This is a genomic window from Achromobacter sp. MFA1 R4 (assembly GCF_900156745.1).
In the GTDB taxonomy this organism is placed as follows: Bacteria; Pseudomonadota; Gammaproteobacteria; order Burkholderiales; family Burkholderiaceae_B; genus Achromobacter.
The window spans coordinates 2,275,084-2,299,851 of record NZ_LT707065.1; the positions used below are offsets into that span (position 1 = coordinate 2,275,084).

28 protein-coding genes are annotated in these 24,768 nt (G+C 66.8%); 7 read left to right on the forward strand and 21 right to left on the reverse strand.

From position 1 onward, the window contains the following. Nucleotides 1-36: 36 nt before the first annotated feature. From BXA00_RS10350 to BXA00_RS10405, 12 genes are all read right to left on the reverse strand, one after another. Nucleotides 37-780: an ABC transporter ATP-binding protein gene (locus BXA00_RS10350; protein ID WP_076518416.1), complete on the reverse strand. Its 744-nt coding sequence runs from the start codon at nucleotides 778-780 to the stop codon at nucleotides 37-39. A 27-nt stretch (nucleotides 781-807) separates the two neighbouring features. Then, nucleotides 808-1,599: an ABC transporter permease gene (locus tag BXA00_RS10355; protein ID WP_076518417.1), complete on the reverse strand. Its 792-nt coding sequence runs from the start codon at nucleotides 1,597-1,599 to the stop codon at nucleotides 808-810. An 81-nt stretch (nucleotides 1,600-1,680) separates the two neighbouring features. After that, entirely contained in the window at nucleotides 1,681-2,721 is a 1,041-nt protein-coding gene (locus tag BXA00_RS10360; RefSeq protein ID WP_076518418.1) for a rhamnan synthesis F family protein, read from the reverse strand. Between the two features lie 2 nt (nucleotides 2,722-2,723). Then, on the reverse strand, nucleotides 2,724-3,674 hold the full coding sequence (locus tag BXA00_RS10365) for an NAD-dependent epimerase/dehydratase family protein (RefSeq protein ID WP_197685572.1): 951 nt from the start codon (nucleotides 3,672-3,674) through the stop codon (nucleotides 2,724-2,726). After that, nucleotides 3,662-4,915 carry a glycosyltransferase family 4 protein gene (locus BXA00_RS10370; RefSeq protein ID WP_076518419.1) on the reverse strand — a complete coding sequence of 418 codons (1,254 nt, stop codon included), beginning with the start codon at nucleotides 4,913-4,915 and terminating at the stop codon, nucleotides 3,662-3,664. Before BXA00_RS10370 ends, BXA00_RS10365 begins: the two co-directional genes overlap by 13 nt. Then, nucleotides 4,912-5,955 carry a glycosyltransferase family 2 protein gene (locus BXA00_RS10375; RefSeq protein ID WP_076518420.1) on the reverse strand — a complete coding sequence of 348 codons (1,044 nt, stop codon included), beginning with the start codon at nucleotides 5,953-5,955 and terminating at the stop codon, nucleotides 4,912-4,914. The genes BXA00_RS10370 and BXA00_RS10375 overlap by 4 nt, the downstream gene beginning before the upstream one ends. Continuing rightward, nucleotides 5,942-6,487: a dTDP-4-dehydrorhamnose 3,5-epimerase gene (gene rfbC, locus BXA00_RS10380; RefSeq protein ID WP_076518421.1), complete on the reverse strand. Its 546-nt coding sequence runs from the start codon at nucleotides 6,485-6,487 to the stop codon at nucleotides 5,942-5,944. Before rfbC ends, BXA00_RS10375 begins: the two co-directional genes overlap by 14 nt. Then, on the reverse strand, nucleotides 6,487-7,368 hold the full coding sequence (gene rfbA / locus BXA00_RS10385; protein ID WP_076518422.1) for a glucose-1-phosphate thymidylyltransferase RfbA: 882 nt from the start codon (nucleotides 7,366-7,368) through the stop codon (nucleotides 6,487-6,489). The genes rfbC and rfbA overlap by 1 nt, the downstream gene beginning before the upstream one ends. Then, on the reverse strand, nucleotides 7,365-8,261 hold the full coding sequence (rfbD, locus tag BXA00_RS10390; protein ID WP_076518423.1) for a dTDP-4-dehydrorhamnose reductase: 897 nt from the start codon (nucleotides 8,259-8,261) through the stop codon (nucleotides 7,365-7,367). The genes rfbA and rfbD overlap by 4 nt, the downstream gene beginning before the upstream one ends. 5 nt (nucleotides 8,262-8,266) lie before the next feature. After that, nucleotides 8,267-9,190 (reverse strand): glycosyltransferase family 2 protein, encoded by a 924-nt coding sequence (locus BXA00_RS10395; RefSeq protein ID WP_076518424.1) that lies wholly within the window; start codon nucleotides 9,188-9,190, stop codon nucleotides 8,267-8,269. 191 nt (nucleotides 9,191-9,381) lie between these two features. Further along, complete coding sequence (rfbB, locus tag BXA00_RS10400; RefSeq protein ID WP_076518425.1) at nucleotides 9,382-10,443, reverse strand: dTDP-glucose 4,6-dehydratase; 1,062 nt, start codon at nucleotides 10,441-10,443, stop codon at nucleotides 9,382-9,384. 167 nt (nucleotides 10,444-10,610) lie between these two features. Then, nucleotides 10,611-11,171 carry a cob(I)yrinic acid a,c-diamide adenosyltransferase gene (locus tag BXA00_RS10405; RefSeq protein WP_076518426.1) on the reverse strand — a complete coding sequence of 187 codons (561 nt, stop codon included), beginning with the start codon at nucleotides 11,169-11,171 and terminating at the stop codon, nucleotides 10,611-10,613. A 227-nt stretch (nucleotides 11,172-11,398) separates the two neighbouring features. On the opposite strand from BXA00_RS10405, the gene BXA00_RS10410 reads away from it, so the two are divergent. Beyond that, on the forward strand, nucleotides 11,399-11,704 hold the full coding sequence (locus tag BXA00_RS10410) for a copper-binding protein (RefSeq protein ID WP_076518427.1): 306 nt from the start codon (nucleotides 11,399-11,401) through the stop codon (nucleotides 11,702-11,704). Nucleotides 11,705-11,789: 85 nt separating this feature from the next. Here the strand turns inward: BXA00_RS10410 and hslU are convergent, their stop codons facing one another. The 5 genes from hslU to BXA00_RS10435 all read right to left on the reverse strand — a co-directional run bounded on the left by hslU (nucleotide 11,790) and on the right by BXA00_RS10435 (nucleotide 16,411). Beyond that, a complete protein-coding gene (gene hslU / locus BXA00_RS10415; RefSeq protein WP_076518428.1) occupies nucleotides 11,790-13,124 on the reverse strand; it encodes an ATP-dependent protease ATPase subunit HslU in 1,335 nt (444 codons plus the stop codon). Nucleotides 13,125-13,194: 70 nt separating this feature from the next. Further along, nucleotides 13,195-13,734 (reverse strand): ATP-dependent protease subunit HslV, encoded by a 540-nt coding sequence (gene hslV, locus BXA00_RS10420; RefSeq protein WP_056327243.1) that lies wholly within the window; start codon nucleotides 13,732-13,734, stop codon nucleotides 13,195-13,197. Between the two features lie 125 nt (nucleotides 13,735-13,859). Continuing rightward, nucleotides 13,860-14,324: an RNA polymerase-binding protein DksA gene (gene dksA, locus BXA00_RS10425; RefSeq protein ID WP_056327244.1), complete on the reverse strand. Its 465-nt coding sequence runs from the start codon at nucleotides 14,322-14,324 to the stop codon at nucleotides 13,860-13,862. A 125-nt stretch (nucleotides 14,325-14,449) separates the two neighbouring features. Beyond that, nucleotides 14,450-15,577 (reverse strand): GTP-binding protein, encoded by a 1,128-nt coding sequence (locus tag BXA00_RS10430; protein ID WP_076518429.1) that lies wholly within the window; start codon nucleotides 15,575-15,577, stop codon nucleotides 14,450-14,452. A 330-nt stretch (nucleotides 15,578-15,907) separates the two neighbouring features. After that, nucleotides 15,908-16,411, reverse strand: coding sequence for a Fur family transcriptional regulator (locus tag BXA00_RS10435; RefSeq protein WP_076518430.1), 504 nt, complete (start codon nucleotides 16,409-16,411; stop codon nucleotides 15,908-15,910). A 160-nt stretch (nucleotides 16,412-16,571) separates the two neighbouring features. On the opposite strand from BXA00_RS10435, the gene BXA00_RS29080 reads away from it, so the two are divergent. From BXA00_RS29080 to BXA00_RS10460, 6 genes are read left to right on the forward strand one after another with little or no spacing between them, the layout of a single operon-like run. Then, on the forward strand, nucleotides 16,572-16,742 hold the full coding sequence (locus BXA00_RS29080; protein WP_172805870.1) for a hypothetical protein: 171 nt from the start codon (nucleotides 16,572-16,574) through the stop codon (nucleotides 16,740-16,742). Next, nucleotides 16,739-17,461, forward strand: coding sequence for a metal ABC transporter ATP-binding protein (locus BXA00_RS10440; RefSeq protein WP_076518431.1), 723 nt, complete (start codon nucleotides 16,739-16,741; stop codon nucleotides 17,459-17,461). The genes BXA00_RS29080 and BXA00_RS10440 overlap by 4 nt, the downstream gene beginning before the upstream one ends. Next, on the forward strand, nucleotides 17,458-18,324 hold the full coding sequence (locus BXA00_RS10445) for a metal ABC transporter permease (RefSeq protein WP_076518432.1): 867 nt from the start codon (nucleotides 17,458-17,460) through the stop codon (nucleotides 18,322-18,324). Before BXA00_RS10440 ends, BXA00_RS10445 begins: the two co-directional genes overlap by 4 nt. A 21-nt stretch (nucleotides 18,325-18,345) precedes the next feature. Beyond that, a complete protein-coding gene (locus BXA00_RS10450) occupies nucleotides 18,346-19,359 on the forward strand; it encodes a metal ABC transporter substrate-binding protein (RefSeq protein WP_076518433.1) in 1,014 nt (337 codons plus the stop codon). Then, nucleotides 19,320-20,003, forward strand: a complete 684-nt coding sequence (locus tag BXA00_RS10455; RefSeq protein WP_076518434.1) for a DUF1007 family protein — start codon at nucleotides 19,320-19,322, stop codon at nucleotides 20,001-20,003. The genes BXA00_RS10450 and BXA00_RS10455 overlap by 40 nt, the downstream gene beginning before the upstream one ends. Next, a complete protein-coding gene (locus BXA00_RS10460; protein ID WP_076518435.1) occupies nucleotides 19,994-21,124 on the forward strand; it encodes a nickel/cobalt transporter in 1,131 nt (376 codons plus the stop codon). The genes BXA00_RS10455 and BXA00_RS10460 overlap by 10 nt, the downstream gene beginning before the upstream one ends. A gap of 81 nt (nucleotides 21,125-21,205) precedes the next feature. Here BXA00_RS10460 and xerC read toward each other — a convergent pair whose 3' ends face one another. Genes xerC through BXA00_RS10480 form a run of 4 tightly spaced genes read right to left on the reverse strand, consistent with a single transcriptional unit; the run spans nucleotide 21,206 to nucleotide 24,738 of the window. Next, nucleotides 21,206-22,195 (reverse strand): tyrosine recombinase XerC, encoded by a 990-nt coding sequence (gene xerC / locus BXA00_RS10465; RefSeq protein ID WP_076518436.1) that lies wholly within the window; start codon nucleotides 22,193-22,195, stop codon nucleotides 21,206-21,208. A 28-nt stretch (nucleotides 22,196-22,223) separates the two neighbouring features. After that, the gene (locus BXA00_RS10470) at nucleotides 22,224-22,901 is read right to left on the reverse strand and encodes a DUF484 family protein (RefSeq protein WP_076518437.1); all 678 of its coding nucleotides are present in this window, start codon (nucleotides 22,899-22,901) and stop codon (nucleotides 22,224-22,226) included. 4 nt (nucleotides 22,902-22,905) lie between these two features. Further along, the gene (gene dapF, locus BXA00_RS10475; protein WP_076518438.1) at nucleotides 22,906-23,817 is read right to left on the reverse strand and encodes a diaminopimelate epimerase; all 912 of its coding nucleotides are present in this window, start codon (nucleotides 23,815-23,817) and stop codon (nucleotides 22,906-22,908) included. Nucleotides 23,818-23,847: 30 nt separating this feature from the next. Continuing rightward, nucleotides 23,848-24,738, reverse strand: coding sequence for a lysophospholipid acyltransferase family protein (locus BXA00_RS10480; RefSeq protein ID WP_076518439.1), 891 nt, complete (start codon nucleotides 24,736-24,738; stop codon nucleotides 23,848-23,850). Nucleotides 24,739-24,768: the final 30 nt, after the last annotated feature.

The window sequence follows — 24,768 nt, forward strand, 5'->3', positions numbered from 1 at the left end:
GGGGCCGGACAGGGGTCATGGTGATGGCTTCAGGGTTCAATGGCCGAAATAGGCCTGGCTGACTTCCTGGGGCGAGCCGTCCATCTTGATGCGGCCATGCTCCAGCCACAGCACGCGGTTGCAGGTGTGCAGGATCAGGTCCTTGGAATGGCTGGCGATGACCAGGATGCGGGTGGAGGCCACCAGTTCGTTCAGGCGCTGCTCTGCGCGGGCCTTGAAGCCTTCGTCGCCGACCGACAGCCATTCGTCCATCAGCAGGATCTGGGGGCGGATGACCGTGGAGACGGAAAACGCCAGGCGCAAATGCATGCCCGCGGAATAGGTGCGAATGGGCATGTCGATGAAGTCGCCCAGTTCCGAGAACTCGATGATCTCTTCGACCTTGTCCTTGATCTCGTTGCGGTTCAGGCCCAGGAGCGCGCCGCGCAGGAAGATGTTCTCGCGGCCGGTGGATTCGGCGTCGATGCCAAAGCCGATGTCGATCAGCGATCCGATCTCGCCGTCGATCGTGGCGGTGCCGCTGGACGGGGCATACACGCCGCTCAGCACGCGCAGCAGCGTGCTCTTGCCCGCGCCGTTGTGGCCGAGCAGCCCGACGCGGTCGCCGTCGTTGAGCTGGAAGGTCAGGTTCTCCAGTGCGCGGATCACGACGCGGCCGGATTGGTCGGCGCTGATCTGGCCGCCGGTGGCGACCTGGAACAGGCGTTTCTTCAGCGAGCGCGCACTGGCGTTATAGATGGGAAAGTCGACGCAAACCTGGTCGAATTTGATGGATGCCATGGTAGCCAGAATCTGTGGAGTGAATGCTTAGAGCCAGTAGGCGATGCGGCGGCGATAGCGGCCGTACAGGGCCAGCGTGACCAGCCAGCCGACGGCGGCGAAACCCAGGGAAGCCAGCCAGTTCACGGCCTCGGGCGCATAGCCCAGCAAGGGATCGCGGACGATCTCGAGCAGGTGATAGAAGGGGTTGAGCGTCAGCATGTACGTGCCGGCGCGCTCGGGCAGCAGGCTGGGCAGCCACATGATCGGGGTCAGGTAGAAGATGACCTGCATCGCGCTGGCGATGATCTGGGGAATGTCGCGATAGCGGGCGCAGACCACGCCGAGCAGCAGCGAAATCCAGGTCAGGTTCAACAGCAGCAGCAGAAAGCCAGGCACGGCCAGGAACGCGTCCCAGGTGACCGGCTTTTGCACGGCGAGCAGGACCAGCGGGAAGATCACGATGTTGTGCGCCAGGATGATCATGTTGCGCCACAGCAGGCGGAACACGTGCACCGCCAGCGGGATGGGAAGCTGCTTGATGACGGCGTCCGCCGCGATGAAGCTGGTGCAGCCTTCGGTGATCGCGGTGGAAATGAAACCCCACAGGATCAGGCCGATCGCCAGGAACGGCAGGAACTCGTCGATAGGGGACTTGAAGATCTGGCCGAACACGATGCCGATGGTGCCGATCATCACGCCCATGCTGATCGTGAGCCAGAAAGGACCCAGGGCCGAGCGCCGGTAGCGTTGGCGCACGTCCTGCCAGCCCAGCGTTCCGACCAGCGGGTAACGCTTGAGGGCAGTGGCGATGTCTGCGATTGCGTGGGTGATAAACATAATGGGATCAGGAACGGTAAGTAACGCGAGAGCAGGTCAAGGGGGTTGGGCGAAACACGGCGCGTGGCCGGGCGCCGCGGATCAGGACAAGAGCGGCCTGTACACGCGCGCCAGGCCCGACGGGATGTCGGCGGGGGTGTTCACCGGAATCAGCGTGTCAGGCAGGGGGTAAAGGGCGCGCACCGACACCTTGGCCCATTGGTAGCCGCTGGCTTCCACCGAATACAGAAAGGCCCGTTCCACGGCGTGCGCCAGCGTGCCGTCGATCTGGCCCGCTTCGTCGTCGAAGTCGGCGAACGACAGGTCCAGGTTGCGCAGGCCGCGCAGCGCATCGGTGCGGCACCAGAACATCGAGCCGGTGGGAAATTCCAGGAAAATGCCTTCGTGGATCTCCACGCCCATCTTGGTGAGCAGCGCGCGGCTGGAGGCGTAGTTCGCGCCCCAGCCCATGATCGGGCGCAGATAAAAGAGGTGCTGCGGAAACACCATGCCCACGCGGTCGTGCTTGAGGAGTTCGAAGATGGAGGCCACGATCTGCGGCGAGCCCAGCAGGTGCTCGTACAGGTAGTGGCGCCAGTCGGCGAGCGGCGTGCCGCCGTGCGGCGATTTTTTGGTGTGCAGGCTGAGGGCCAGGTCATAGCGGTCGTAGACATCCGCAAACCCGTACAGCTTGGGCGCGATGTCGCGGCCGCGGTTCTCGAACACGCGGACTTCGACGGAGCCTTTGTCATAGCCCGCGAAAGCGGCTTCGATGGCCTGGCGCTTTTCGTCGGAGGTCGTCGAGATGTACAGGTCGAGCTGTCCGGGGACGTTTTCAAGGTAGCCGCGCATTTCCGCGCACAGCTCCGGGTAAAACGCATGGATGATGGCGCACGCCCGGCGTCCGTCGCGCTCGGCGGGCGCGCGGAACGGCACTTCGAAGGCGTAATCCTCGTTGTCCGCGGGCCGGTTGGACGGCGCCGGCGCGGCCGGGGCGGGGGGGCGCAAGGCCTGTTTGATGCCCTGTACGCCGCCCTGGCGGAACAGCCGCAGCGCCTTGGCGGCGGCCGGCAAGAGCCCGCCTTCCGCCCGCGCCAGCTGGCGGGCGCGCCGTAGCGCTGAGAAATACTTGCTGAGAGCCATGGTCAGGGAGCGGTTCCTTCTTGTTGCTGCGCGATTGTCCACGCCCACGTGCGGCGCATGCCTTCGTCGAAAGACGTCTGCGGCTGCCAGCCCAGCTCTTCGCGGGCGAGCGAGATGTCCAGCACGCTGCGGGGAATGTCGACGGACCGGCCGGGCGAGAACTGGACCTCGGGCGACTGGGCGGACACCTGCTTGATGGCGTCCAGGATTTCGAGCAGGCTGCGGCCCTGGCCGGCGCCGATGTTGAACACCCGCGAAGCGCCCTCGTGCTCGGCGGCGCACAGCAGCGCGTCGATCACGTCGGTGACGTACACATAGTCGCGCACGGTCTGGCCGTCGCCCCAGATGTGGATCGGTTCATGCGCGGCGCATTGATGCATGAAGGCCGCGATGACGCCCTGGCCTTTCAGGGACGTCTGATAGGGCCCGAAGGGGTTTGCCACGCGCAGCACGCGGTACTGCAGGCCATGCAGGTATTCATACAGGCCCAGGTATTTCTCGATGGCGAGCTTGGAGATGCCGTAGGCCGTGACCGGATCCGTCGGGGCGGTCTCCGGGGTGGGCACCTGCCGGGGCATGCCATAGATGGTGCCGCCCGAGGATACGAAGACGATCCGCGTCACGCCGGCCTCGCGGCACGCTTCCAGCAGGCGCAGCGTGGGCGCCACGTTCGATTGCAGGTCGGCGAGCTTGTCGATGTTGGCGCTGGCCGGCGTGGTGGCGTTGACCAGGTGAAAGACGGTGTCGCAGCCCGAGATCGCCGCGGCCACGCTGGTGGGATCGGCGAAGTCGCCCGATATCCATTCAATCCCATGCAGGGCCGACGGAAAGGACTGGCGGCGGCCGAAGGCGCGCAGGGACGCGACCCGGGGCCGCAAGGCCAGGCAGAGATTGGTGCCGAGAAACCCGCCGGCGCCGAGCACCGCGCACCGCATGTTGTTCAGGTGGGGCAACGGTCTGACCTCGTGGTGGGAGACGCAGGCGCCGTGCCTGGCAGGCTGGAAAGAATGGCGCCCAGCCGACGGCCTTCAACGGCCCAGTCGGTTGCGGAGCACGTGGCAAAGCCGCCGGCCTTCAGGCGCTGGGCCTGTTCAGGGTGCCGGAGCAGATCGCAGATGGCGCCGGCCAACGCCGGCACGGTCGGCCTTTCCAGGCGGGAATTCTCGTCGGTCAGCAGCCATTCCGTGTACGGCGCGCGGTTGCTGACGACGGGCACGCCGCAAGCCATCAATTCGAGCGGCAGCAGCGACAGGTTCGAGAACGACAGCACCAGCGCCGCATCGCACTGGCAGTAGAGCTCGGGCAGATCGGCCAGGTCGACGATGCCGGGGTTTTCGTAGGGGAAGGGAATGGCGAATTCGGAGAGGTCCGCGCCCGCCAGCACGACCTGCGTGCCCGGCAGTTCGCGCACCACGTCGGCCAGCACCATGATGCCCAGTTCGAAGGAGCGCCGCGGCGTATTGGGCCGCGCGTAGAAAAACACGCGCTTGAGCTCAGGATTGCGGCGCGGCAGCGGCTTGTAGAGATCGCGGTCGTAGGAGAACCCGATCGCGTGGGTCGTCATGCCGTAGTCGCGGTTGAGCACCGAGGCCAGCCAGGTGCCGGCTGTGACGCCCGTGAAGCCGAAGCGGTAAGTCTCTTCGGCGAAGGTGCTGGACGAGCCCGAGGGGAAGAACCAGGGCTCGAAGTCCTGCACGAAGTAGCACTTGTGCCGCGTGGACTGGAAATTGCGGACGTCGTAGGCGGTGTGCCAGGCGGTCGCGAAAGTGATGTGCGCGGGCGGGGCCTTGTCGGCGCCGATGTAGACGCGCGCCTTCAGCGGGAAGAACCACGCGGCGATCTCGCGCTCGACCATGGCCGGATCCTGTCCGGGCGCATTGGTGATGACGATCCTGCAGTCGAACCCCTGTTCTTCCAGATAGCGGACGAAACGGAAGATGTTCAGGTGTCCGCCCGAGCCGCGGCCCACCGCCGGGATGAACCAGTTGACGGTGTTGGCCGCCGCGTCGCCGTCCCGATAGGGCTTGCCGACCGGCTTTTCCAGCACGAACGAGAACTGGTTGAAGATGTCGCTTTGGCCGAGCGCGCGGCGGCGCGCCCGCTGCATGGCGTACCGGTACGTCGCCACCAGGCCGTGCTGGGCCCGGTATCGGTTTGCGCTCCTGACCAGCTTTGGGATTTTCGACAGTTTCATCGCTGCTTGGCTCCCCCTGCGGCCATGGGCAGGCCGAGCAATAGACGGCGGTCGCGGGACAGCCAGTTCCGCAACCGGACGGGCAGTCGGTCCGCGCGCGAACCGAGGTAATGGCCGAGCGCGCGGGCCAGGTTGTCGAACGGCATCCTGGCCACGGTCCTGCGGTGCGTGCGCAGCATGCCCGTGTGCTTCGCATAGCGCAGGTCATTGATCGTATGGCCGATGCAGCTCTTGAGCATGTGCAGGATGCCGGGCGACAGCACGTAGCCGAACAGGCGGTACAGGGCGTAGGACTCATCGAAGCTGCGCTGCAGCTTCTCGAATAGCGCGTAATCGTGCGAGTGGTAGACGACGCCGTCCGCGCAATAGGCCTTTTTCCAGCCGGCTTCGATGATCTGCTTGGCCCAGATCTGGTCCTCGGCAAAATCCACGTCCGGGTACGGATGCGCTTCCCACACCGAACGGCGCAGCAGCGCGTTGTTGTCGGAGAAGAAATGCAGGCGCTGCCGGTAGGTTTCGTCGCGGTCGTAGCGTTCCCGGTCGTCCAGCGCGACGACGGGCTCGGCCGAGAAGTTGTTGAAGTGGCCCACCAGGTCCCGCTGGGTGTAGGGGCTGGCGCTGGGATACGCGATGTGCCGTCCGAACACGCCCGCGATCCGCGGATCGGACTCGGCGGTCTGCACCATCGCGCGCAGCCAGTGGGCGTCGGCGGGCAGCGCGTCGTGCGTGATGACCGCCGCATATTCGCCCGTGGTGCTTGCCACGGCGAGGTTGCGCGTCTTGCCGTGGCCGAACTCGGTGGGCGGGATCTGCAGCAGCCGCACGCGCGGATCCGCGAAGTCGCGCACGAATTCCACGCTGCCATCCGTCGATCCGGAGTCCACGACCAGGACGTCGTAGTCGAACGGGGTGTCCTGGCTGCAGACGGCCGTGAGCACCTGCCTGAAGATCGGGCCGGGGTTCTTGGTCGGGATCACCACCGAGGCCTTCAGGGCGCCGGTGGCCGCGGAGGGCGCAGCGCTCTGCTCAGGCGTAGACATGCGCCTCCGTCAGGGATTGGCCCTGGCTGTCCTTGGCCGACAGCGTGGGCTCGCCGTCCAGGGGCCAGTCGATCTTGAGCGTGGGATCGTTCCAGGCGATGCAGCGCTCATGCTCGGGCGCGTAGTAGTCGGTCGTCTTGTAGAGGAACTCGGCGGTGTCGCTCAGGACCAGGAAGCCGTGGGCAAAGCCCGCCGGCACCCAGAGCTGGTGCTTGTTGTCCTCGGAGAGGATGGCGCCGACCCATTGGCCGAAGGTGGGCGACGATTTGCGGATATCCACCGCCACGTCGAACACGCTGCCCTGGACGACGCGCACGAGCTTGCCCTGCGCCTGTTCGATCTGGTAGTGCAGGCCGCGCAGGACGCCCTTCACGGAGCGCGAGTGGTTGTCCTGTACGAAATCGAGCCCCATGCCAATGGCGTCCTCGAAGGCTTTCTGGTTGTAGCTTTCGTAGAAAAAGCCACGCGCATCCCCGAACACCTTGGGTTCGATGAGTACGACGTCGGGGATGGCAAGTGGGGTGGCTTTCATCAATAGACCTTCTCGACCAGCAGTCGCTGCAGATACTTGCCGTAGCCGTTCTTGGACAGCGGCACGGCCAATGCTTCAAGTTGTTCGGCGGAGATCCATTTCCGGCGGAACGCGATCTCCTCGGGGCAGGCCACCTTCAGGCCCTGGCGGTTTTCCAGCGTGGCGATGAACTGGCTGGCTTCCAGCAGCGATTCGTGCGTGCCGGTGTCCAGCCAGGCGTAGCCGCGGCCCATGATTTCCACGGACAGCTTGCCCTGTTCGAGGTAGGCGCGGTTCACGTCGGTGATTTCGAGCTCGCCGCGGGCCGAGGGCTTGATGTTCTTGGCGATGTCCACGACCTGGCGGTCGTAGAAGTACAGGCCGGTGACGGCGTAGTTGGACTTGGGCGCCTTGGGCTTTTCCTCGAGCGACAGCACGCGTCCGTCCTGGTCGAATTCGGCGACGCCGTAGCGTTCCGGATCATGCACGTGGTAGGCGAACACGCTGGCGCCGTCGGTGCGCGCGTTGGCGTTGTCCAGCAACTGGTGGAAGTCGTGGCCGTAGTAGATGTTGTCGCCCAGCACCAGCGCCGACACGTCGTTGCCGATGAACTGTTCGCCGATGATGAAGGCCTGCGCCAGGCCGTCCGGCGAGGGCTGGACCGCGTACTGCAGGTTCAGGCCCCATTGCGCGCCGTCGCCCAGCAACTGCTGGAAGCGCGGGGTGTCCTGCGGCGTGGAGATGATCAGGATGTCCTGGATGCCCGCCAGCATCAGCGTGCTGAGCGGGTAATAGATCATCGGTTTGTCGAAAACCGGCAAGAGCTGCTTGCTGATGGCGAGCGTGGCGGGGTGCAGGCGGGTGCCGGAACCCCCGGCCAGGATGATGCCTTTGCGTTTCATTTAAGCGTTTCCAGTTTCGTCAATTGATCAATTACGCGGTCGGCGTGGACGCGCCAGTCCGGCAGTTGCAGGCCAAGCGCCTGCGACAGCGCCGTCGCGTCGAGCGTGGAATTCCGGGGCCGCCGGGCCGCCGTCGGGTAATCCGCCGTGCCGATGGCGTGAACGTCATCGGCCGTCAGCTTGAGTTGCGCGCCATTGTGCAGGGCGCGGCCGATGATGTGGCGCGCGAAGGCATGCCACGACGTGGAGCCGCTGGCGGTCAGGTGGTAGATGCCGCTGGGCAGATCGCCCTTGCGGTGCGCGGCGATGGCCAGCAGCGTCACGTCGGCGATGAGTTCGGCGCCGGTCGGCGTGCCGTGCTGGTCGGCCACGACGTTCAGGGCGTCGCGCTCGCGCGCCAGGCGCAGCATGGTTTTCAGGAAATTGCCGCCATGGGTGGAATACACCCAGCTCGTCCGAAAAACCAGGGCCGGGCAGCCGGACTTGATAATCGCGGATTCGCCGGCGAGCTTGGTGGCGCCATAAACGCTTTGGGGATTGGGCGCGTCGCTTTCGATATAGGCGTTCGATTTTTCTCCATCGAACACATAATCGGTCGAATAATGCACCAGCAGTGCGCCGGTGCTGGCGCAATAATCGGCCAGCACGCCGACCGCGTCGGCATTGACCAGGCGGGCGGTGTCCTGGTCGCTTTCGGCCTTGTCGACGGCGGTGTAGGCCGCGGCGTTGACGATGACCTGCGGCGCGGCGTCGCGCAGCACGGCTTCCAGGCTGGCGGGGCTGGCCAGGTCGCATTCATCGCGGCCGAACGCCAGCACTTCGCCCAGCGGCAGCAATGCGCGCTGCAGCTCGTGGCCTACCTGTCCATTCTTGCCTAATAGAACTATCCGCATGATGGCTATATTTTGTTGAAGACGGCTGCGGCGAGCAGGCCTAGGTTGCCCAGCATGGTCTGGCGATAGATTCCCGACGTGGCAACGCCGAAGACGCGGCCGAACAGGCCCTTTTTCCGGGCTGACGCAAAGCGATTGAACGTCTCGCGGTTCTTTTCTGTCAACTGCGCCTGCAGCGGGGAAAGCATCTGTATGTTACGGTCATTCCAGTCCCGCAAATGGCCCTGCAGCAGCATGCGGACCCGCTCCACGCGCGCGCTCATGCTGGCGTTGGCCCCGATCAGGTTGCCGCCATGCTGGCGATACAGCAGCGAAGGGCGCGGATCATAATGGATCTGGCCGCCGCAGCCGCTGATCAGCAAATATACCCACCAATCGTGCGCGACCGCCTTGGGCTGCGGGCCCGCATTGAGCAGCAACTGGCGCGCGGCGTCGTTGAACACCATGGTGTTGCCCCCGCCCACGTTCTGCGTCAAGGCGTTGGCGAAGGACGGCGGGCGCTTGAAGAGCGGCGAATAGCCGATGGGCGCGCCGGCGCCGTCCACCAGTTCGGTGCGCGTACAGTACAGGGCCGGGGTCCCCGGCGCCACGCCGGCATGCCATTGGACGGCGCGTTCCAGTTTTTCCGGATGCCAGATGTCGTCCTGGTCGGAATAGGCGTACAGGTCGGCCTGGACCTGCGGATTGCAGGTCAGCGAAAGAAAGTTCGCGACGAATCCCTTGCGGGGGCCTTCCACCACCGTGAGCTGGCCGGGCGCCCACTTGTCCGCGTAGCGCGCAAGAATGGCGCGCGTGTCGTCCTTGGACCCGTCGTCCGATGCGCACACGATCCAATCGTTGTAGGTTTGCGCTTCGAAGGAATCCAGCTGTTCAGGCAGATATTGCTGGCCCTCATAAGTGCACAAGAGAATGGCGACTTTCTGGCTCACTGGGCCACCTGTACTGATAATGATTGCAAGCCTTTGCGAGGCTGGGGCGGCGTGATGATTTCAGGGATGGAACTGCCTGAAATCCGATGCGTTGCGGGCAGGCTCCGAAACCGGATTCGGGTTGCAGCGTTGATAAGTCAAGCGCGGCAGCGCGCTTTTCCTTTTAGGGCTGCAACCCGGCCCGGCTTATATCACGAGGAATATTGGGTATCGACCCAGTTGCGGTACGAACCGCTGGTCACGTTGGCGACCCAGGCGGCATTGTCCAGATACCACTGGACCGTCTTGCGGATGCCGCTTTCAAAGGTTTCGGCCGGGCGCCAGCCCAGTTCGCGTTCCAGTTTGCCGGCGTCGATCGCGTAGCGGCGGTCGTGGCCGGGGCGGTCCTTCACGAAGGTGATCTGCTGCTTGTAGGACTGGCCGTCAGCGCGCGGGCTGAGCTCGTCGAGCAGCTCGCACAGCGTATTCACGACGTCCAGGTTGGCCTTTTCGTTCCAGCCGCCCACGTTGTAGGTTTCACCCAGCACGCCCTTGTCCAGCACGCGGCGGATGGCGCTGCAATGGTCCTTCACGTAGAGCCAGTCGCGGATCTGCTGGCCGTCGCCGTAGATGGGCAGCGGCTTGCCGGCCAGGGCATTGTGGATGACCAGCGGGATGAGCTTTTCGGGGAAGTGGTACGGCCCGTAGTTGTTCGAGCAGTTGGTCGTGAGCACCGGCAGGCCGTACGTGTGGTGATACGCGCGGACCAGGTGGTCGCTGGCGGCCTTGCTGGCGGAATAGGGGCTGTTGGGCTCGTAGGGGTTCGTTTCGCGGAAGGCCGGGTCGTCCTTGGCGAGCGAACCGTAGACCTCGTCGGTCGAGACGTGCAGGAAGCGGAAGTCCTGCTTTTCCTGCGCGGGCAATTCGGACCAGTAGGCGCGCACGGCTTCCAGCAGGTGGAAGGTGCCGACGATGTTGGTCTGGATGAATTCGCCGGGGCCGTGGATCGAGCGGTCCACGTGCGATTCCGCGGCGAAGTTCAGCACGGCGCGCGGCTTGTGCTTGGCGAGCAGCTCGGCGACGAGCTTGGTGTCGCCGATGTCGCCCACCACCAATTGGTGATTGGGATTGCCGGCCAGGGATGCCAGGTTTTCGGGGTTGCCCGCGTAGGTGAGCTTGTCGAGCGTGATAACGGGCTCGCTGCTTTCGCCGAACCAGTCCAGGACAAAATTCGAACCGATGAAGCCGGCGCCGCCGGTGACAATAATACTCATTCTTTATTGGATCCTTGAGCCGTGAGCGCGTTGCGCAAACCCGCTCGTTAACCCGTAATTATGCCGGAACTGGGCCTCGGCGAGCTTATAAATGAAACAGAGTGTCGGTAGCAGCATTTTGAATCCCGACCTGCTTGCGGCCCCCGGCTTGCAATTCCTCTCAGGGGTTACGTGGCCTTACGGGCGCTCGGGCTGGTCCAGAACGTGTCCCCGATATCCAGCGTCTTGTTCAGATGGCGCGCCAGCACGAACATCAGGTCCGACAGCCGGTTCAGGTACTGGCGCACGGGCGCATGCACGGCTTCTTCGCGCGCCAGGGCCACCACCGCGCGCTCGGCGCGCCGGGCCACCGTGCGCGCCATGTGCGCCACCGCCGCGGGGCGCGAGCCGCCGGGCAGGATGAATTCGCGCAGGGGCGGCAGCGCGGCGTTGTAGTGCGCCAGGCGCGCATCCAGGCGGGCGACCTGCTCGTCCGTGATGGCGGCATGGCCAGGAATGCACAGCTCCGCGCCCATGTCGAACAGGTCGTGCTGGATGGCGAGCAGGTCCGCCGCCACGTCGCCGGGCAGGGTCTCGGTCAGCAGCAGGCCGATGACGCTGTTGAGCTCGTCCACGTCGCCCAGCGCGGCGATGCGCGGCGCGTCCTTGGGCAGGCGCGATCCGTCCCCGAGTCCGGTGGTGCCGTCGTCGCCGGTGCGGGTGGCAATGACGGATAAGCGGTTGGCCATGGATGTCCCGATCTGGTGAGTCAATGAATTAAGAGCCAGGAACCTGGAGCCAGGAGGCTTGCGTCCGGCGGTAAGCGCCTGCGGCCGGCGCGGCGCGGTCGGCAAACAACCGTCAGGATTGTTGCGCTCTGGCCCTGGAACTGTTGCATTCGCGCAGTATCCTAGCACTGTAGAAAGTGGAAGGGGCCTGGCCTGATTCCGGCTTACCCCACAGATGGAGGTTACATATGGGTTTTAACCGCAAGTACGCAGCGCCCGTGGCCATTGCCACGGCGATGGCCGTGGTGACGCTGGCGGCGCCGTTGGCGTTCGCGCAGCAGGCGGACGCCACCGGCGAGGTGCGGCGCGTGGATGCCGCCGCGGGCAAGGTCACGATCAAGCACGGTGCCATCAAGGCGCTGGACCTGCCGGCCATGTCGCTGGTCTATCAGGCCGATCCGGCGCTGCTGGCCAATATCAAGGCGGGGGACAAGGTCCGTTTCACCGCCACCCGCAAGGACGGCAAGTATGTGGTGACGGCAATTACGAATTGACGCCGGACCCGGAAGAAAAAGCCCTGCCGCAAGCGATTGCGGCAGGGCTTTTTTGCGTCCGGGGCGGGGCCGGAGCCCCGGGCCGTCAGAGCACGTAGCGGGCCAGGTCCTGGCTGCTGGCCGCTTCGGCCAACTGCGCATTGACGTAGGCGGCGTCGATCTTCACATGCTTGTCCTGGCTGGAGGTGGCGTCGAAGGACAGTTCATCCAGCAGCTTTTCCATCACCGTGTACAGGCGGCGGGCGCCGATGTTTTCGGTGGTCTCGTTGACCTCGAAGGCCAGTTCGGCCAGGCGGCGCACGCCTTCGTCGGTGAATTCCAGGGCGACGTCTTCCGTGGCCATCAGCGCCGTGTACTGCTTGGTCAGCGAGGCGTCCGTGTCGGACAGGATGCGCACGAAGTCTTCGGCGGTGAGCGATTCGAGTTCGACGCGGATGGGGAAGCGGCCTTGCAGTTCCGGGATCAGGTCGGACGGACGCGACAGGTGGAAGGCGCCCGATGCGATGAACAGGATGTGGTCGGTGCGGACCATGCCGTAGCGCGTGTTGACGGTGGTGCCTTCGACCAGCGGCAGCAGGTCGCGCTGCACGCCCTGGCGGGACACATCCGCGCCGCCGGATTCCTGGCGCGCGGCGATCTTGTCGATTTCGTCCAGGAAGACGATGCCGTTCTGCTCGACGTTGGTGATCGCCACGGCGCGCAGGTCTTCTTCGTTGACGCGCTTGGCGGCTTCTTCGTCGACGATCAGCTTGAAGGCCTCGCGGACCTTCATCTTCTTGGGCTTTTTCTTGTCGCGGGCCAGGCCGGCGAACATGCCGCGCAGCTGTTCGGCCATTTCTTCCATGCCGGGCGGCGTCATGACGTCCATCTGGGGCGCGGCCTGGGCGACTTCGATCTCGATTTCAAGATCGTCGATCTTGCCTTCGCGCAGGCGCTTCCTGAAGGTCTGGCGGGCGCTGTTGTCTTCGCCGCGCAGCGGTTCGCCGGAGGCGCCGCGGGGGGGCGGGACCAGGGCGTCCAGGATGCGGTCCTCGGCGGCGTCCTCGGCCTGGGTGCGCACGCGGCGCATTTCCAGCTCGCGCGTCTGCTTGATGGAGTATTCCGTCAGGTCGCGGATGATGGTGTCCACGTCGCGGCCCACGTAGCCGACTTCGGTGAACTTGGTGGCTTCGATCTTGATGAACGGGGCGTTGGCCAGCTTGGCCAGGCGGCGCGCGATTTCGGTCTTGCCGACGCCGGTCGGGCCGATCATCAGGATGTTCTTGGGGTGGATTTCGTGGCGCAGGGGTTCCGCGACCTGCTGGCGGCGCCAGCGGTTGCGCAGGGCCACCGCGACGGCGCGCTTGGCGCGGTTCTGGCCGACGATGTACTTGTCGAGTTCGGAGACGATCTCTCCGGGCGTCATGTTGGATGCGGACATGAGGGCGGATCCTTGGAGCTAGGGCAGGCTGGGAGGGCGCCGCGGCGCTGGCTGCGCCGCGCGGCGGGCATCAGTCGCCCAGCGTTTCGATGACGTGGTTCTGGTTGGTGTAGATGCACAGGTCGCCGGCGATCTCGAGCGATTGCTTGATGATCGTTTCGGGCGGCAGATCGGTGTTGCGCAAGAGCGCCAGCGCGGCCGATTGGGCATAGGCGCCGCCGGAGCCGATGGCGGCCAGGCCGTGCTCGGGCTCCAGGACGTCGCCGTTGCCGGTGAGCACCAGCGTGTGCTCGGCGTCGGCCACGATCAGCATGGCTTCCAGCCGGCGCAGGACGCGGTCGGTACGCCAGTCGCGGGTCAGCTCGACGGCCGCGCGCATCAGGTTGCCCTGGTGCTTTTCGAGTTTGGCTTCGAAGCGTTCCTGCAGGGTGAACGCGTCGGCGGTGGCGCCGGCAAAGCCAGCGAGGATCTTGTCGTGGTAGAGGCGGCGGATCTTGCGGGCCGTGCCCTTGATGACGATGTTGCCCAGGGTGACCTGGCCATCGCCGCCGAGCGCGACGCGGTTGCCGCGGCGCACACACACGATGGTGGTGGCGTGAAATTGTTCCATGCGTTCCTTCCTTTGAAAGGATTAGCTGGGGGCGGTCGCAGGGATATCAAGGTCTGGCCAGCGCGACAAAAAAGGCCATGCTGAATCAGCATGGCCTTGCAGTGGCGGTGCGAATGCGGGACGGGTCAGTCGCCGTACAGCTTTTGGCGCATCTCGCGGCGTTCCTGCGCTTCCAGCGACAGGGTGGCCGTGGGGCGGGCGAGCAGGCGGGGGATGCCGATGGGCTCGCCGGTTTCTTCACACCAGCCGTATTCGCCGCTGTCGATGCGGGCGATGGACTGCTGCACCTTCTTGAGCAGCTTGCGCTCGCGGTCGCGGGTGCGCAGTTCCAGGGCGTGCTCTTCCTCGATGGTGGCGCGGTCGGCGGGATCCGGCACGAATTGCGTTTCACGCAGGTGCTCGGTGGTTTCGCCGGCGTTGGCCAGGATGTCCTGCTCGAGTTGTTTGAGCCGTTCCTTGAAGAACGCCAGTTGGCGGTCGTTCATGTAGTCGGACTCGGGCATGGCCAGCAATTCCTTCTCGCTGGGCAGATCAATCGCCGTATCGCTCGTCGACTTGCTTGATTTTTTGGTTGCTGCCTTGGTAGCCATGTAAACACTCCACTATGAATCGATCCTGGCGCGGGCGTCCATTCCCGGTCCGTGTTACTTGTTGCCTACGCTATCCGTACCTCACAGTACTGCCTTCGTCGCATCACGTCACGCAGGAATGGGGATTACCCCGCCAGGCACTGCTCCAAGCCCCGGGTGAAAATCTCCTGGGGCAGCTTACGTCCGATGAATACCATCTTGGTGGACGGTTTCTCGGCCGCGGTCCACGGCTTGCCGGGTTCGGCGCCCATCATCATGTGCACACCCTGGAACAACATGCGGCGGTTGATGCCCTTCATGTACAGGATGCCCTTGTAGCGCATCAGGTCGGGGCCGTAGACCTGCACGACGCCGCCCAGGAATTCCTCGAGGCGCGCGGGGTCGAACGGCTTGTTCGAACGGAACACGAAGGCGCCGATTTCGTCGTCGTGCTTCGGGTGGTGATGATGGGCATGATTGCAGTGCGCGCCGCATTCGCCATCGTGGTCATGGTCATGGTCGTGACCGTGGTCATGGCCGTGATCGTGCCCATGGTCGTGATCGTGGGCATGGCTGTGGGCGGCGTCCGGATGCTCATCGGCCAGGAATTCCGGGTCGATGTCCAGAATGGAATTCAGGTTGAAGCCGCTGATGTCGATGATGGACTTGAGGTCGACGTCGCCGAAGTTGACGGCGGTGATGGGCGCGCGCGGGTTCATGTGAACCAGGCGGTGGCGCAGCGCTTCGTAGTCGACGTCGTTGACCAGGTCTTTCTTCGAGATCAGGATGCGGTCGGCGAAACCGACCTGCTTCTGGGCTTCGGGCTGGTTGTCGAGGGTGGCCATGCCGTGCTTGGCATCGACCACGGTGACCACCGCGTCCAGGCGGTAGTACTCGGCGATGTCGTCATCCATGAAGAACGTCTGGCAGACGGGGCCGGGGTTGGCCATGCCGGTCGTTTCGAGGATGACGCGTTCGAAAGTCAGTTCGCCCGCTTCGCGCTTGGCGCGCAGGTCGGACAGCGTGCGCATCAGGTCGCCGCGCACCGTGCAGCAGACGCAGCCGTTGGACAGTTCGATGATTTCTTCGTCGCTGTCCTGCACGAGCAGGTCGTTGTCGATGCTTTCCGGTCCGAATTCGTTTTCGATGACCGCGACGCGGCGGCCGTGGAATTCGGTCAGGATGCGTTTGAGCAGGGTGGTCTTGCCCGCACCGAGAAAGCCGGTGAGGATGGTGACGGGAACCATTTTGTCCAAACTGCGCGGGGTATTCATGGCGAAGCTGCTAGCGTGAAGTCAGGGCGTGGAACACAGCGCCTGACGGGGTTTTCAGTCCCTGCCGATTGATGTCTGCCACAGGCTGCGAAGGCCGCCGATGGCGGCCGGACGCAGGATTACAGCACAGTCGGGGGCAGGGGGCAAACCCCGGGCCAACCCGGGGGGCCGAGGCCGCCAGATGGCAGCCGTACGCCGTCAAGATATCAGGCGATAACTCTATTTGGGGGCGGTTTGCCGGCTTTCAAGGGCGGCTTGCGCGGCGGGCGCGGATGGCCCGGCCGTCGGGACGCATCCAAAGGATGAGCGGGGCGGCGCGGGGTCAGCCGTTCAGTGGTGGTGGTGATGGTGTCCGGCGTCGGCCGGCTGCTTCTTCTGGCACTGCGGGCACAGCGCGCGGATTTCGGTTTCGTGGGTGGCAAGCGCAAAGCCCGTCTGGGCGACGCGTTCGGCCAGTTGCCGGCTCATGGCCGGATCGGAGACTTCGGCCACCGCGCCGCAACCGGTACAGACCACCAGCAGGTCGTGGGGCGCGCCGCCGGCGTCGTGGCAGGCGCTCCAGGCATTCACGGCGTCCAGGCGGTGGATCAGGCCTTCGTCCATCAGGAAATCCAGGGCGCGGTACACCGTGGGGGGCGCGGCGCCGGGATGGACGGCGCGCATCGCGTCCAGCAGTTCGTAGGCTTTCAGGCTGCGGCCGTGGCGCAGCAGGAGTTCAAGCACCTTGCGGCGGATGGGCGTGAGGCGGCGTCCGCGCTGCGCGCAGAGCGTTTCGGCGACGCTGAGCTGAGCGCCTACGGTATCGCTGCGGGGTGGACGGGACGGAGCGGACATGGCGGGCTTTATCTGAATGGAAAACGCGCGCGACGCGCGCGTGAGATGCCTGGAAGGTAGCAGAAAACCCCGGCGTGCGGGAGCCGGCGCCGGCGTCCGGATAGTTTGGTTATGATATAACATAATAAAACTGTCATTGCCGCTTTCCCCGTCGTCCCCCATGTCTCATTTCACGCTCCTGCCCCCGCGGCCCGGCGCCGCGCCCGGCCGGGGCACGCCGCCCCGATCCGCGTTTCTCGTTTCCGCCTGGCGGCGCATGGCCTGGGCGCTGGCCGCGTCGGTCCTGCTGTGGGGCCTGACCGGCTGGGCGCTGGACTGGTGGCCGCGATGAATGCGGCGCCCATCACGGTGGAGCTGGCCGACGCATCGTTCGGCTGGCACGGGCGCGCGGCGCTGCGTTCGGTGTCGGGCAGCTTCGCGCCCGGCGGCATGACGGCCGTGGTCGGACCCAACGGCGCGGGTAAGTCGACGCTCATCAAGGGCATCATGGGCGTGCTGCGCCCGATGACGGGCAGCGTGCGCATACGCGGCGCGGGACGCTCTGCGCTGGCCTGGCTGCCGCAGGCGGCGGAGCTGGACCGGTCGTTTCCCACCACCGTGCTGGATCTGGTTGCGATGGGCGCGTGGCGCCGCGTGGGCGGATGGCGCGGGTTCGGCCGCGAGGAGCTGGACCGCTGCATGCAGGCGCTGGAAACCGTGAACCTGGCCGATGCCGCGGACCGGGGCGTGGATACGCTGTCGGGCGGGCAGATGCAGCGCACGCTGTTTGCCCGGATGCTGGTGCAGGACGCGCCGGTGCTGCTGCTGGACGAACCCTTCGCCGCGGTGGACAGCCACACGGCCGAGGAACTGATGGCGCTGCTTTGCGGCCTGCATGGCCAGGGCCGGACCGTGATCGCGGTCCTGCACGACCTGGACCTGGTGCGCGACCATTTTCCGGAATGCCTGCTCCTGTCCGGGTCGGTGGTGGCCTGGGGCGATACGTGCACGACGCTGAGCGACGCGCACCTGAAAGCCGCGCGGCAGCGGCAGGCGGGGGCCTGGGCATGACGCTGGCGCAGTGGGTGGTGTCGCCGTTCGTGGATTTTGGCTTCATGCGTCGCGCGCTGGCGGGCGCCTGCGCGCTGTCGCTGGGCGCCGCGCCGCTGGGCGTCTTTCTGGTGCTGCGGCGCATGAGCCTGATGGGCGATGCGATGTCGCACGCCATCCTGCCCGGCGTGGCCGTCGGCTTCCTGATGGCGGGCCTGTCGCTGGGGGCGATGATGCTGGGAGGCATCGTCACCGGTCTGGCCGTGGCGTTGCTGGCCGGGCTGGTGGCGCGGTTGACGCCGCTGCGCGAAGACGCGAGCTTTGCCGCGTTCTACCTGATATCGCTGGGGCTGGGCGTGCTGCTGGTATCGCTGCGCGGCTCCAACATGGACCTGCTGCATGTCCTGTTCGGCACGGTGCTGGGGCTGGACGACGCGGCGCTGCTGCTCGTGACGGCCACGGCCAGCGTGACCCTGCTGGCGCTGGCCGCGATCTACCGCCTGCTGGTGGCCGAGTGCCTGGACCCCGGTTTCCTGCGCGCGAGCGGCGGGCGCGGCGGCGTGGTGCACATGGGCTTTCTGGTGCTGGTCGTGGTGAACCTGGTGGCGGGCTTCCAGGTGCTGGGCACGCTGATGGTGGTGGGCATCATGATGCTGCCCGCGGCCGCGGCGCGCTTCTGGGTGCGCAGCGCGGCCCGCCAGATTCCGCTGTCGGCGGCGATCGGGGTCGCCGCGTCGGTGGCCGGCCTGCTGGTCTCCTATCACTTCGACGTGCCGGCCTCGCCCGCCATCATCCTGGCGGCGGGCGCCTGCTATCTGTTTTCCATCGTGGGCGGCCCGCAAGGCGGCCTGCTGCGGGCGGCGCGACGCGCGCGCCCTGCCTGAGACTACTTAAGGAGATTCGCTATGCGTTCGAATTCGCCGGCCCGCCGCCGGGCGTTGCTGGCCATGGCCGGCGTGTGCCTGTCGGCCATCCTGGGGACCGCGCAGGCGGCCGAGCCGCTGAAGGTGGTGGCCAGCTTTTCCATCCTGGGCGACATCGTGCGCGAGGTCGGGGGCGCCGACGTCAGCGTGACCACGCTGGTCGGGCCGGACGGCGATGCCCACGGCTACGAGCCCACGCCTGGCGACGCCAGGAAGCTGGCCGAGGCGCGCGTGCTGATCGTGAATGGCCTGGATTTCGAGACCTGGCTGCCCCGGCTGACCAAGGCGTCCGGATTTTCCGGGCAGACGGTGACGGCATCGAAGGGCGTCAAGCCGCGCGCGTTCGGGAGCCAGGGCGAGGGCCAAGGCGGCACCGACAACCACGATGATCACGATCACGATCACGACCACGATCATGGCCATGATCACGATGACGATCACAAGCATGGCCATCATCATCACCATGGCGGCGCCGATCCGCACGCCTGGCAGAATCTGGCGAACGGCGTGATCTACGCGCGCAATGTGGCCGATGGCCTGGCCGCGGCCGATCCGGCGCACGCGCAGGCCTACCGCCAGCGCGCCGACGCGTACATCGCGCGGCTCAATGCGCTGGACGCCAGCGTGCGCAAGGCCTTCGACGCCATCGCCGCCGATCGCCGCAAGGTCGTTACTTCGCACGACGCGTTCGGCTATTTCGGCGATGCCTACGGCGTGACGTTCATTCCCGCGATGGGCGTGTCGACCGACGCCGAGCCGTCGGCGCGCGAGGTGGCCGCCATCATCGAGCAGGTGCGGCGCGAGAAGGTGCCCGCGGTGTTCGTCGAGAACATCAGCAGCCCCAAGCTCGTCCAGCAGATCGCGCGCGAGACCGGCGCCAAGGTGGGTGGTACGCTTTACTCCGATGCCCTGTCCAAGCCCGGACAGCCGGGCGCCACCTACCTGGAAATGTTTGAATGGAACGCACGTCAGCTTGCCACGGCCTTGCAGCCCTGAGCGCCGTGGCGGCGCTGCTGGCGGCGGGCGCCGCCAGCGCGCATCCGCACATGTGGATCGACGCCCGCGCGCAGATCGAGATCAATGCCGAGCAGCGCATCACTGCCGTCCGGCAGGTCTGGCGGTTCGACGACATGTTTGGCGCCTACGCCACGCAGGGGCTGAAGAAAGGCAAGGACGGTTCGCTGCCCGCCGAGACGCTGAAGGGCATGGCCCAGGACTGGATGAAGGCGCTGGGCGAGCCGATCTCCCATTACTTCACGCGGGTGACGGTGGACGGCAAAAGCGCCGCCTTCGGCGCGCCGCGCGATGCCCGCGTCGAATGGAATCCCAAGACCTCGCGGCTGACGCTGACGTTCACGCTGCCGCTGGCCCAGCCCGTTGCGCCGGGCGCGGGCGGCGCGCAGGTGGATATCTACGACCCTACCTATTTCGTGGCCTACGCTTTTGACGAGAAGGGCGCGGTGTCGCTGGGCGGTCCGCGGAGCGCGGCCTGCACCGCCGACTATCGCAAGCCCAAGGAACTGGATTGGAAAACCATGCAGCAGCTGGCCGCGATCCCGGCCGACCCGGACGCGTTGCCGGACGAACTCTTTGCCATCACCAAGGGACTCACGCACCGGATCGACGTGCGGTGCCCCTAGGCCGTCGCGCGGCGGCGCTGGTGCTCCTGCTTGCGATGCTGGGCGGGATCTCCGCCGCGTTCGCGCAGGGCGCGCATCCGTTCGGCGTGCCGGAAAGCGGCGCGGGCCTTGCCGGCCCCGGCTGGCTTTCCAGCTTCTTCGGCAGCGTGTCCGTCTGGCAGTCGCATTTCTACCGGCAGTTGACGGGCGCGGTGCGGGCCTGGCAGGCAGACGGCGGCGCGGCGTGGGCGTTGGTGGGCCTGTCTTTCGCCTATGGCGTTTTTCATGCGCTGGGGCCCGGTCATGGCAAGGCGGTGATTTCCTCGTACGTGCTGGCCAACCGGCAGACCGCGCGCAATGGCGCGCTGCTGGCGCTGGCGTCCTCGCTGATCCAGGCGCTGGTGGCGATCCTGATGGTGGCCGTCCTGGCCATGGTGTTCAACGCGACCGCGGCGACGATGAACGCGGCCACGCGCTGGCTGGAACTGGCGTCTTATGGGCTGGTGACGCTGCTGGGAGCCTGGCTGGTGTGGATCAAGGCGGTGCGGCCGCTGGTGCGGCGGGCGGCGGGCGCGAAGGGCGGGCTCGGGCACGGCCACGATCATGACCATGGGCACAGCCACAGCCACGATCACGATCATGACCACGGCCATACCCACAGCCACACCCACAGCCACACCCACGACCACGCGCGCGGTCACTCGCATGACCGCTCGGCCAGCCACATCCCCGCCCACTCCCACGCCCACCACGGCCTCGATTGCGGCTGCGGCCATGCGCATGTGCCGGCGCCGGAGCAGGTTGCCGGTCCGCTGGACTGGCGCCGCGCGGGGTCGGCCATCCTGGCGGTGGGCCTGCGGCCCTGCAGCGGGGCGCTGATCGTGCTGGTGTTCGCGCTGTCGCAGGGGTTTTTCGCGGCGGGTGTGGCCTCGGCGTTGGCGATGGGCCTGGGCACCGGATTGACGGTGGCGGCGCTGGCCTGCCTGGCCGTGGCGGCGGGCGGCGTGGCCACGCGCCTGGGCGGCCGCCTGTCCGGCGCGGGCGCGGCGCGGCTGCGCTATGCCATCGAGGCGCTGGCGGCGCTGGCGGTGCTGTTGCTGGGGGTGATGCTGCTGGGCGGCATGGTGGCCGCCGGCGGCTAAGCGCGGTAAGTCGCGGCCCCGTCCGTTCGTACACAAGGTTCGCGCGGGTCCCGGCCGCGCCGCCGGGCGGCCGTCAGCCCTTCAGGACTTGCGGCCGGCGCGCGGATGCGCCTGGTCGTAGGCCTTGGCCAGATGCTGGAAATCGAGCCGCGTGTAGATCTGGGTCGTGGAGATATTGGCGTGGCCGAGCATCTCCTGCACCGCGCGCAGATCCTGCGCCGACTGCAGCACGTGGCTGGCGAAGCTGTGGCGCAGCACATGCGGATGCACGTGGGTGGGCACGCCGGCCGTCTGGGCGATGCGCGCGAGCTGCAGTTGCACCACGCGCGGCGAAATCCGGCGTCCGCGCGCGCCCAGGAACAGCGCGGCCGCATCCTCGGGCGGCGGCGCTGGCAGGGCAAGCTGCGGGCGGGCTTCGATCCACTTGCGCAGGGCCGCCAGGGCCTGCTGGCCGACCGGCACCGAGCGGCGCTTGCCGCCCTTGCCCAGCACCACGACCTCGGCTTCATCCAGGTTCAGCCAGCCGCGCGATTCGTAGCCGGCGGCGCGTTCGTAGCGCAGATCCAGGCCCACCAGTTCCGACAGCCGCAGCCCGCTGGAATACAGCAGTTCGAGCATGGCCTGGTCGCGCAGCGCGGCCGGTTCGGTGGCGACCTGCGCCGGCGCGCGGTCCAGCAGGGCCTGGGTCTGCTCCACGGACAGGGCCTTGGGCAGGCCGCGGGGCGCCTTGGGGGCGCGCACGCCCGCGACGGGGTTGCCGGCCAGTTCCGCCGCCGGCGCCCACCATTGGTAAAAGCCGCGCCAGGCCGCCAGGGTGCGCGCCAGGCTGCGCGGGCCGCGGCCCTGCGCGTGCAGGCGCGCCACGAACTGGCGGATATGGCCGTTGCTGAGCTTGTCCAGCGGCAGGCCGGACTTGTCGGCCAGTTCGCGCAGGAATTGCAGCTCGCGCCGGTAGCCATCGAGCGTGTGGGGTGAATAGCGCCGGTTGGTTTCCAGATGGCGCAGCCAGGCGCGCATCGGGTCGGGCAGGGCGACGGGGGGCGGATGGGCGTCGTGCGCGTCGCTGGGCATGGCGTGGTCCTTGTCCGCCCCGTTGGGCCTAGACCTTGGGCGAGGCCGGATTCAGCCGGTGCAGGGCCGCGGACGCGAGCTGGCCGACGGACTCCAGGAACGTCGTGCCCATTTCGGGCGTGAAACGTTCGGGGTCGTCGGAACCCAGCACCAGCAGGCCCACGGCCGGGCCGTCGGCCTCCAGTCGCAGGGGCACCAGCGCCAGCGACTTGGGTTTGGCGTCCAGCCAGGACACCGCCTCGAAGGCCGTGTCGGTGCCGCAATACGGCGTCTTCAGGCTGTCGGTGAAGGTGCGCACGTCTTCGGACACGGGTTCGCCGTAGCCGTGGTCGGGCAGGTCGGACAGGTTCCAGAGGCGCAGCGCCACGTGGTTGAGCTCGAATTGTTCGGCCAGCCCCAGCGCGATTTCGCCCGGCACCAGTTGCGGATCGCATTCGGACAGCAGGCGGCAGCACCACTTGGCCACATGCGAGCCGATGGTCTCGTTGGCGGTGGCGTTGCGCACCAGTTCGTTCAGGCGCCATTCGAGTTCGCGGGTGCGTTCGCGCAGCGTGAGGATCTGGCGTTCGCCCAGCGAAATGGCGCGCGATCCGTGCGGATGCGGCACCTGCAGGGTGGCGAAGACGTCGGCGTGCTCGTCGAAGAAGCCGGGGTTCTCTTGCAGGAAGGCTGCGATGTCCTGGGCGGTGAAAGCGGTATCGGTCATAGGGTTATCGGTTCAGCGCCATGGAGAAGACGAGCTTGTCGATGTCGACCTGGCCCGTGAAGACGGATTCGGCGGGGCCGGTCATGCGGAGCTGTTCGCCGTTCCAGGCGACGGTCAGGACGCCGCCGCGGGTCTGCACGCGCACGGGCGAATCGAGCAGGCCGCGGCGGATGCCGGCCGCGACGGCGGCGCAGGCGCCCGTGCCGCAGGCCAGGGTTTCGCCGGCGCCGCGTTCGAAGACGCGCAGGCGGATGTTGTGGCGGTCGACGACCTGCATGAAGCCGGCGTTGACGCGGCGCGCAAAGCGCGGGTGGTGCTCGATGAGCGGACCCAGCACGGCGACGGGCGCGGTGTCGACGTCATCGACGACCTGAACCGCGTGCGGATTGGAGATGGCGACGGCTGAGATGGCAACCGTGCGGGGCATGCCGGCGGGCGCGTCCAGGTCCAGTTCCCAGATCGTGTCCTGGCCCTGCGTGCGCGAAGGCAGGCCGGCCGGATCGAAGGGCAGGGCGGCGGGGTCGAAGCGGGTGCTGCCCATTTCCACGGTGACCTGCTCGTCGTCGCCTTCGTCCAGGATCAGGATGCCCGTGGCGATCTCGGCGCGCAGCGGGTTGCGGTCGGACAGGCCCTGTTCGTGCACGAAGCGCACGAAGCAGCGGGCGCCGTTGCCGCAGTGTTCGACCTCGCTGCCATCGGAATTGAAAATGCGGTAGCGAAAGTCCGCGTCCGGCCGCGTGGCGCGTTCGACCAGCAGGATCTGGTCGGCGCCGATGCCGAAATGGCGGTCGCCCAACGCGCGCGCGCGTTCGGGCGTCATGTCGATGGCCTGGCGGACCCCGTCCAGCACAACGAAATCGTTGCCCGCGCCATGCATTTTGGTGAAGTTCCAGTTCATCACGGGATTATCGCCCATTATCGTGGCGCGGCGGGCGCGCGCCCGGCGTCAGTACAGCTTGGCTTCGCCTTGCGGCCGCGTCTTGAAGCGGCGGTGGACCCAGTAGTACTGGCTGGGGCAGCGCCGCACCCAGGCTTCCAGTTCGCGGTTCAGGCGGGCGGTGGCGGCTTCCAGGCCGTCGTCGCCCGGGAAGTCCTCGAGCGGCGGCAGGACGTCGACGTGGTATTTGCCGGTGTCCGGATTCCAGAAACCCACGATCGGCAGCACGGCGGCGTTCCACTTCTGCGCGAGCTGGGCGGTGGCGAGCAGCGTGGCGGCCGGGACGCCGAAGAACGGCACGAAGACCGAGCCCTGGCGGCCGAAGTCCATGTCGGGCAGGTAGTAGACCGGCCGGGGGGCTCGCAGGTGGCGGATCAGGTCGCGCACGCCGTCCTTGCGGCTGACCAGGAAGACTTCGTTGAAGCGGGCGCGGCCGGCGGCCACCACGGCGTCGATGTGCGGATCGCTCTGCGGGGTGTACATGGTGGCCGCGCTGGGCACTTCCATGGTGAGGCGGGTGGCGGCGGCGTCCAGCGCGATGAAGTGCGGCGCCAGCAGGATCACGGAACGGCCCTCGGCCGTCAGGGCATTGATGCGCTCGGCGCCCGTCTGCGTGACCATCTCCCGGATGGCCTCGGGCGTGCCGTACCAGAGGACGCCGCGGTCGACGATGGATTGCGCCAGCGCGCGGAAGTGGTCGGCCACCCATTGTTCGCGCACGGCCGCCGGCTGGTCGGGAAAGCACAGTTCCAGGTTGCGGCGCACGATGCGCGCGCGCGACTTGGCCAGGCGGGGCGCCAGCCAGCCCAGGCAGGCGCCGATGCGCAGGCGCGTCGCCGGCTTGATGCGGCCGAACCATTTCAACAGGGAGACCAGCGTGCGCGTTTTTCTATCGTTCATGGATGTGGAATGAGACCGGGCGGCGGGATC

Excerpts from the sequence above, each read along its gene's own strand:
- BXA00_RS10350 (WP_076518416.1), bottom strand. The coding sequence starts at position 780 with ATGGCATCCATCAAATTCGACCAGGTTTGCGTCGACTTTCCCATCTAT.
- BXA00_RS10355 (WP_076518417.1), bottom strand. The coding sequence starts at position 1,599 with ATGTTTATCACCCACGCAATCGCAGACATCGCCACTGCCCTCAAGCGT.
- BXA00_RS10360 (WP_076518418.1), bottom strand. The coding sequence starts at position 2,721 with ATGGCTCTCAGCAAGTATTTCTCAGCGCTACGGCGCGCCCGCCAGCTG.
- BXA00_RS10370 (WP_076518419.1), bottom strand. The coding sequence starts at position 4,915 with ATGAAACTGTCGAAAATCCCAAAGCTGGTCAGGAGCGCAAACCGATAC.
- BXA00_RS10375 (WP_076518420.1), bottom strand. The coding sequence starts at position 5,955 with ATGTCTACGCCTGAGCAGAGCGCTGCGCCCTCCGCGGCCACCGGCGCC.
- rfbC (WP_076518421.1), bottom strand. The coding sequence starts at position 6,487 with ATGAAAGCCACCCCACTTGCCATCCCCGACGTCGTACTCATCGAACCC.
- rfbA (WP_076518422.1), bottom strand. The coding sequence starts at position 7,368 with ATGAAACGCAAAGGCATCATCCTGGCCGGGGGTTCCGGCACCCGCCTG.
- rfbD (WP_076518423.1), bottom strand. The coding sequence starts at position 8,261 with ATGCGGATAGTTCTATTAGGCAAGAATGGACAGGTAGGCCACGAGCTG.
- rfbB (WP_076518425.1), bottom strand. The coding sequence starts at position 10,443 with ATGAGTATTATTGTCACCGGCGGCGCCGGCTTCATCGGTTCGAATTTT.
- BXA00_RS10405 (WP_076518426.1), bottom strand. The coding sequence starts at position 11,171 with ATGGCCAACCGCTTATCCGTCATTGCCACCCGCACCGGCGACGACGGC.
- BXA00_RS10410 (WP_076518427.1), top strand. The coding sequence starts at position 11,399 with ATGGGTTTTAACCGCAAGTACGCAGCGCCCGTGGCCATTGCCACGGCG.
- hslU (WP_076518428.1), bottom strand. The coding sequence starts at position 13,124 with ATGTCCGCATCCAACATGACGCCCGGAGAGATCGTCTCCGAACTCGAC.
- hslV (WP_056327243.1), bottom strand. The coding sequence starts at position 13,734 with ATGGAACAATTTCACGCCACCACCATCGTGTGTGTGCGCCGCGGCAAC.
- dksA (WP_056327244.1), bottom strand. The coding sequence starts at position 14,324 with ATGGCTACCAAGGCAGCAACCAAAAAATCAAGCAAGTCGACGAGCGAT.
- BXA00_RS10430 (WP_076518429.1), bottom strand. The coding sequence starts at position 15,577 with ATGAATACCCCGCGCAGTTTGGACAAAATGGTTCCCGTCACCATCCTC.
- BXA00_RS10435 (WP_076518430.1), bottom strand. The coding sequence starts at position 16,411 with ATGTCCGCTCCGTCCCGTCCACCCCGCAGCGATACCGTAGGCGCTCAG.
- BXA00_RS29080 (WP_172805870.1), top strand. The coding sequence starts at position 16,572 with ATGTCTCATTTCACGCTCCTGCCCCCGCGGCCCGGCGCCGCGCCCGGC.
- BXA00_RS10440 (WP_076518431.1), top strand. The coding sequence starts at position 16,739 with ATGAATGCGGCGCCCATCACGGTGGAGCTGGCCGACGCATCGTTCGGC.
- BXA00_RS10445 (WP_076518432.1), top strand. The coding sequence starts at position 17,458 with ATGACGCTGGCGCAGTGGGTGGTGTCGCCGTTCGTGGATTTTGGCTTC.
- BXA00_RS10450 (WP_076518433.1), top strand. The coding sequence starts at position 18,346 with ATGCGTTCGAATTCGCCGGCCCGCCGCCGGGCGTTGCTGGCCATGGCC.
- BXA00_RS10455 (WP_076518434.1), top strand. The coding sequence starts at position 19,320 with ATGGAACGCACGTCAGCTTGCCACGGCCTTGCAGCCCTGAGCGCCGTG.
- xerC (WP_076518436.1), bottom strand. The coding sequence starts at position 22,195 with ATGCCCAGCGACGCGCACGACGCCCATCCGCCCCCCGTCGCCCTGCCC.
- BXA00_RS10470 (WP_076518437.1), bottom strand. The coding sequence starts at position 22,901 with ATGACCGATACCGCTTTCACCGCCCAGGACATCGCAGCCTTCCTGCAA.
- dapF (WP_076518438.1), bottom strand. The coding sequence starts at position 23,817 with ATGGGCGATAATCCCGTGATGAACTGGAACTTCACCAAAATGCATGGC.
- BXA00_RS10480 (WP_076518439.1), bottom strand. The coding sequence starts at position 24,738 with ATGAACGATAGAAAAACGCGCACGCTGGTCTCCCTGTTGAAATGGTTC.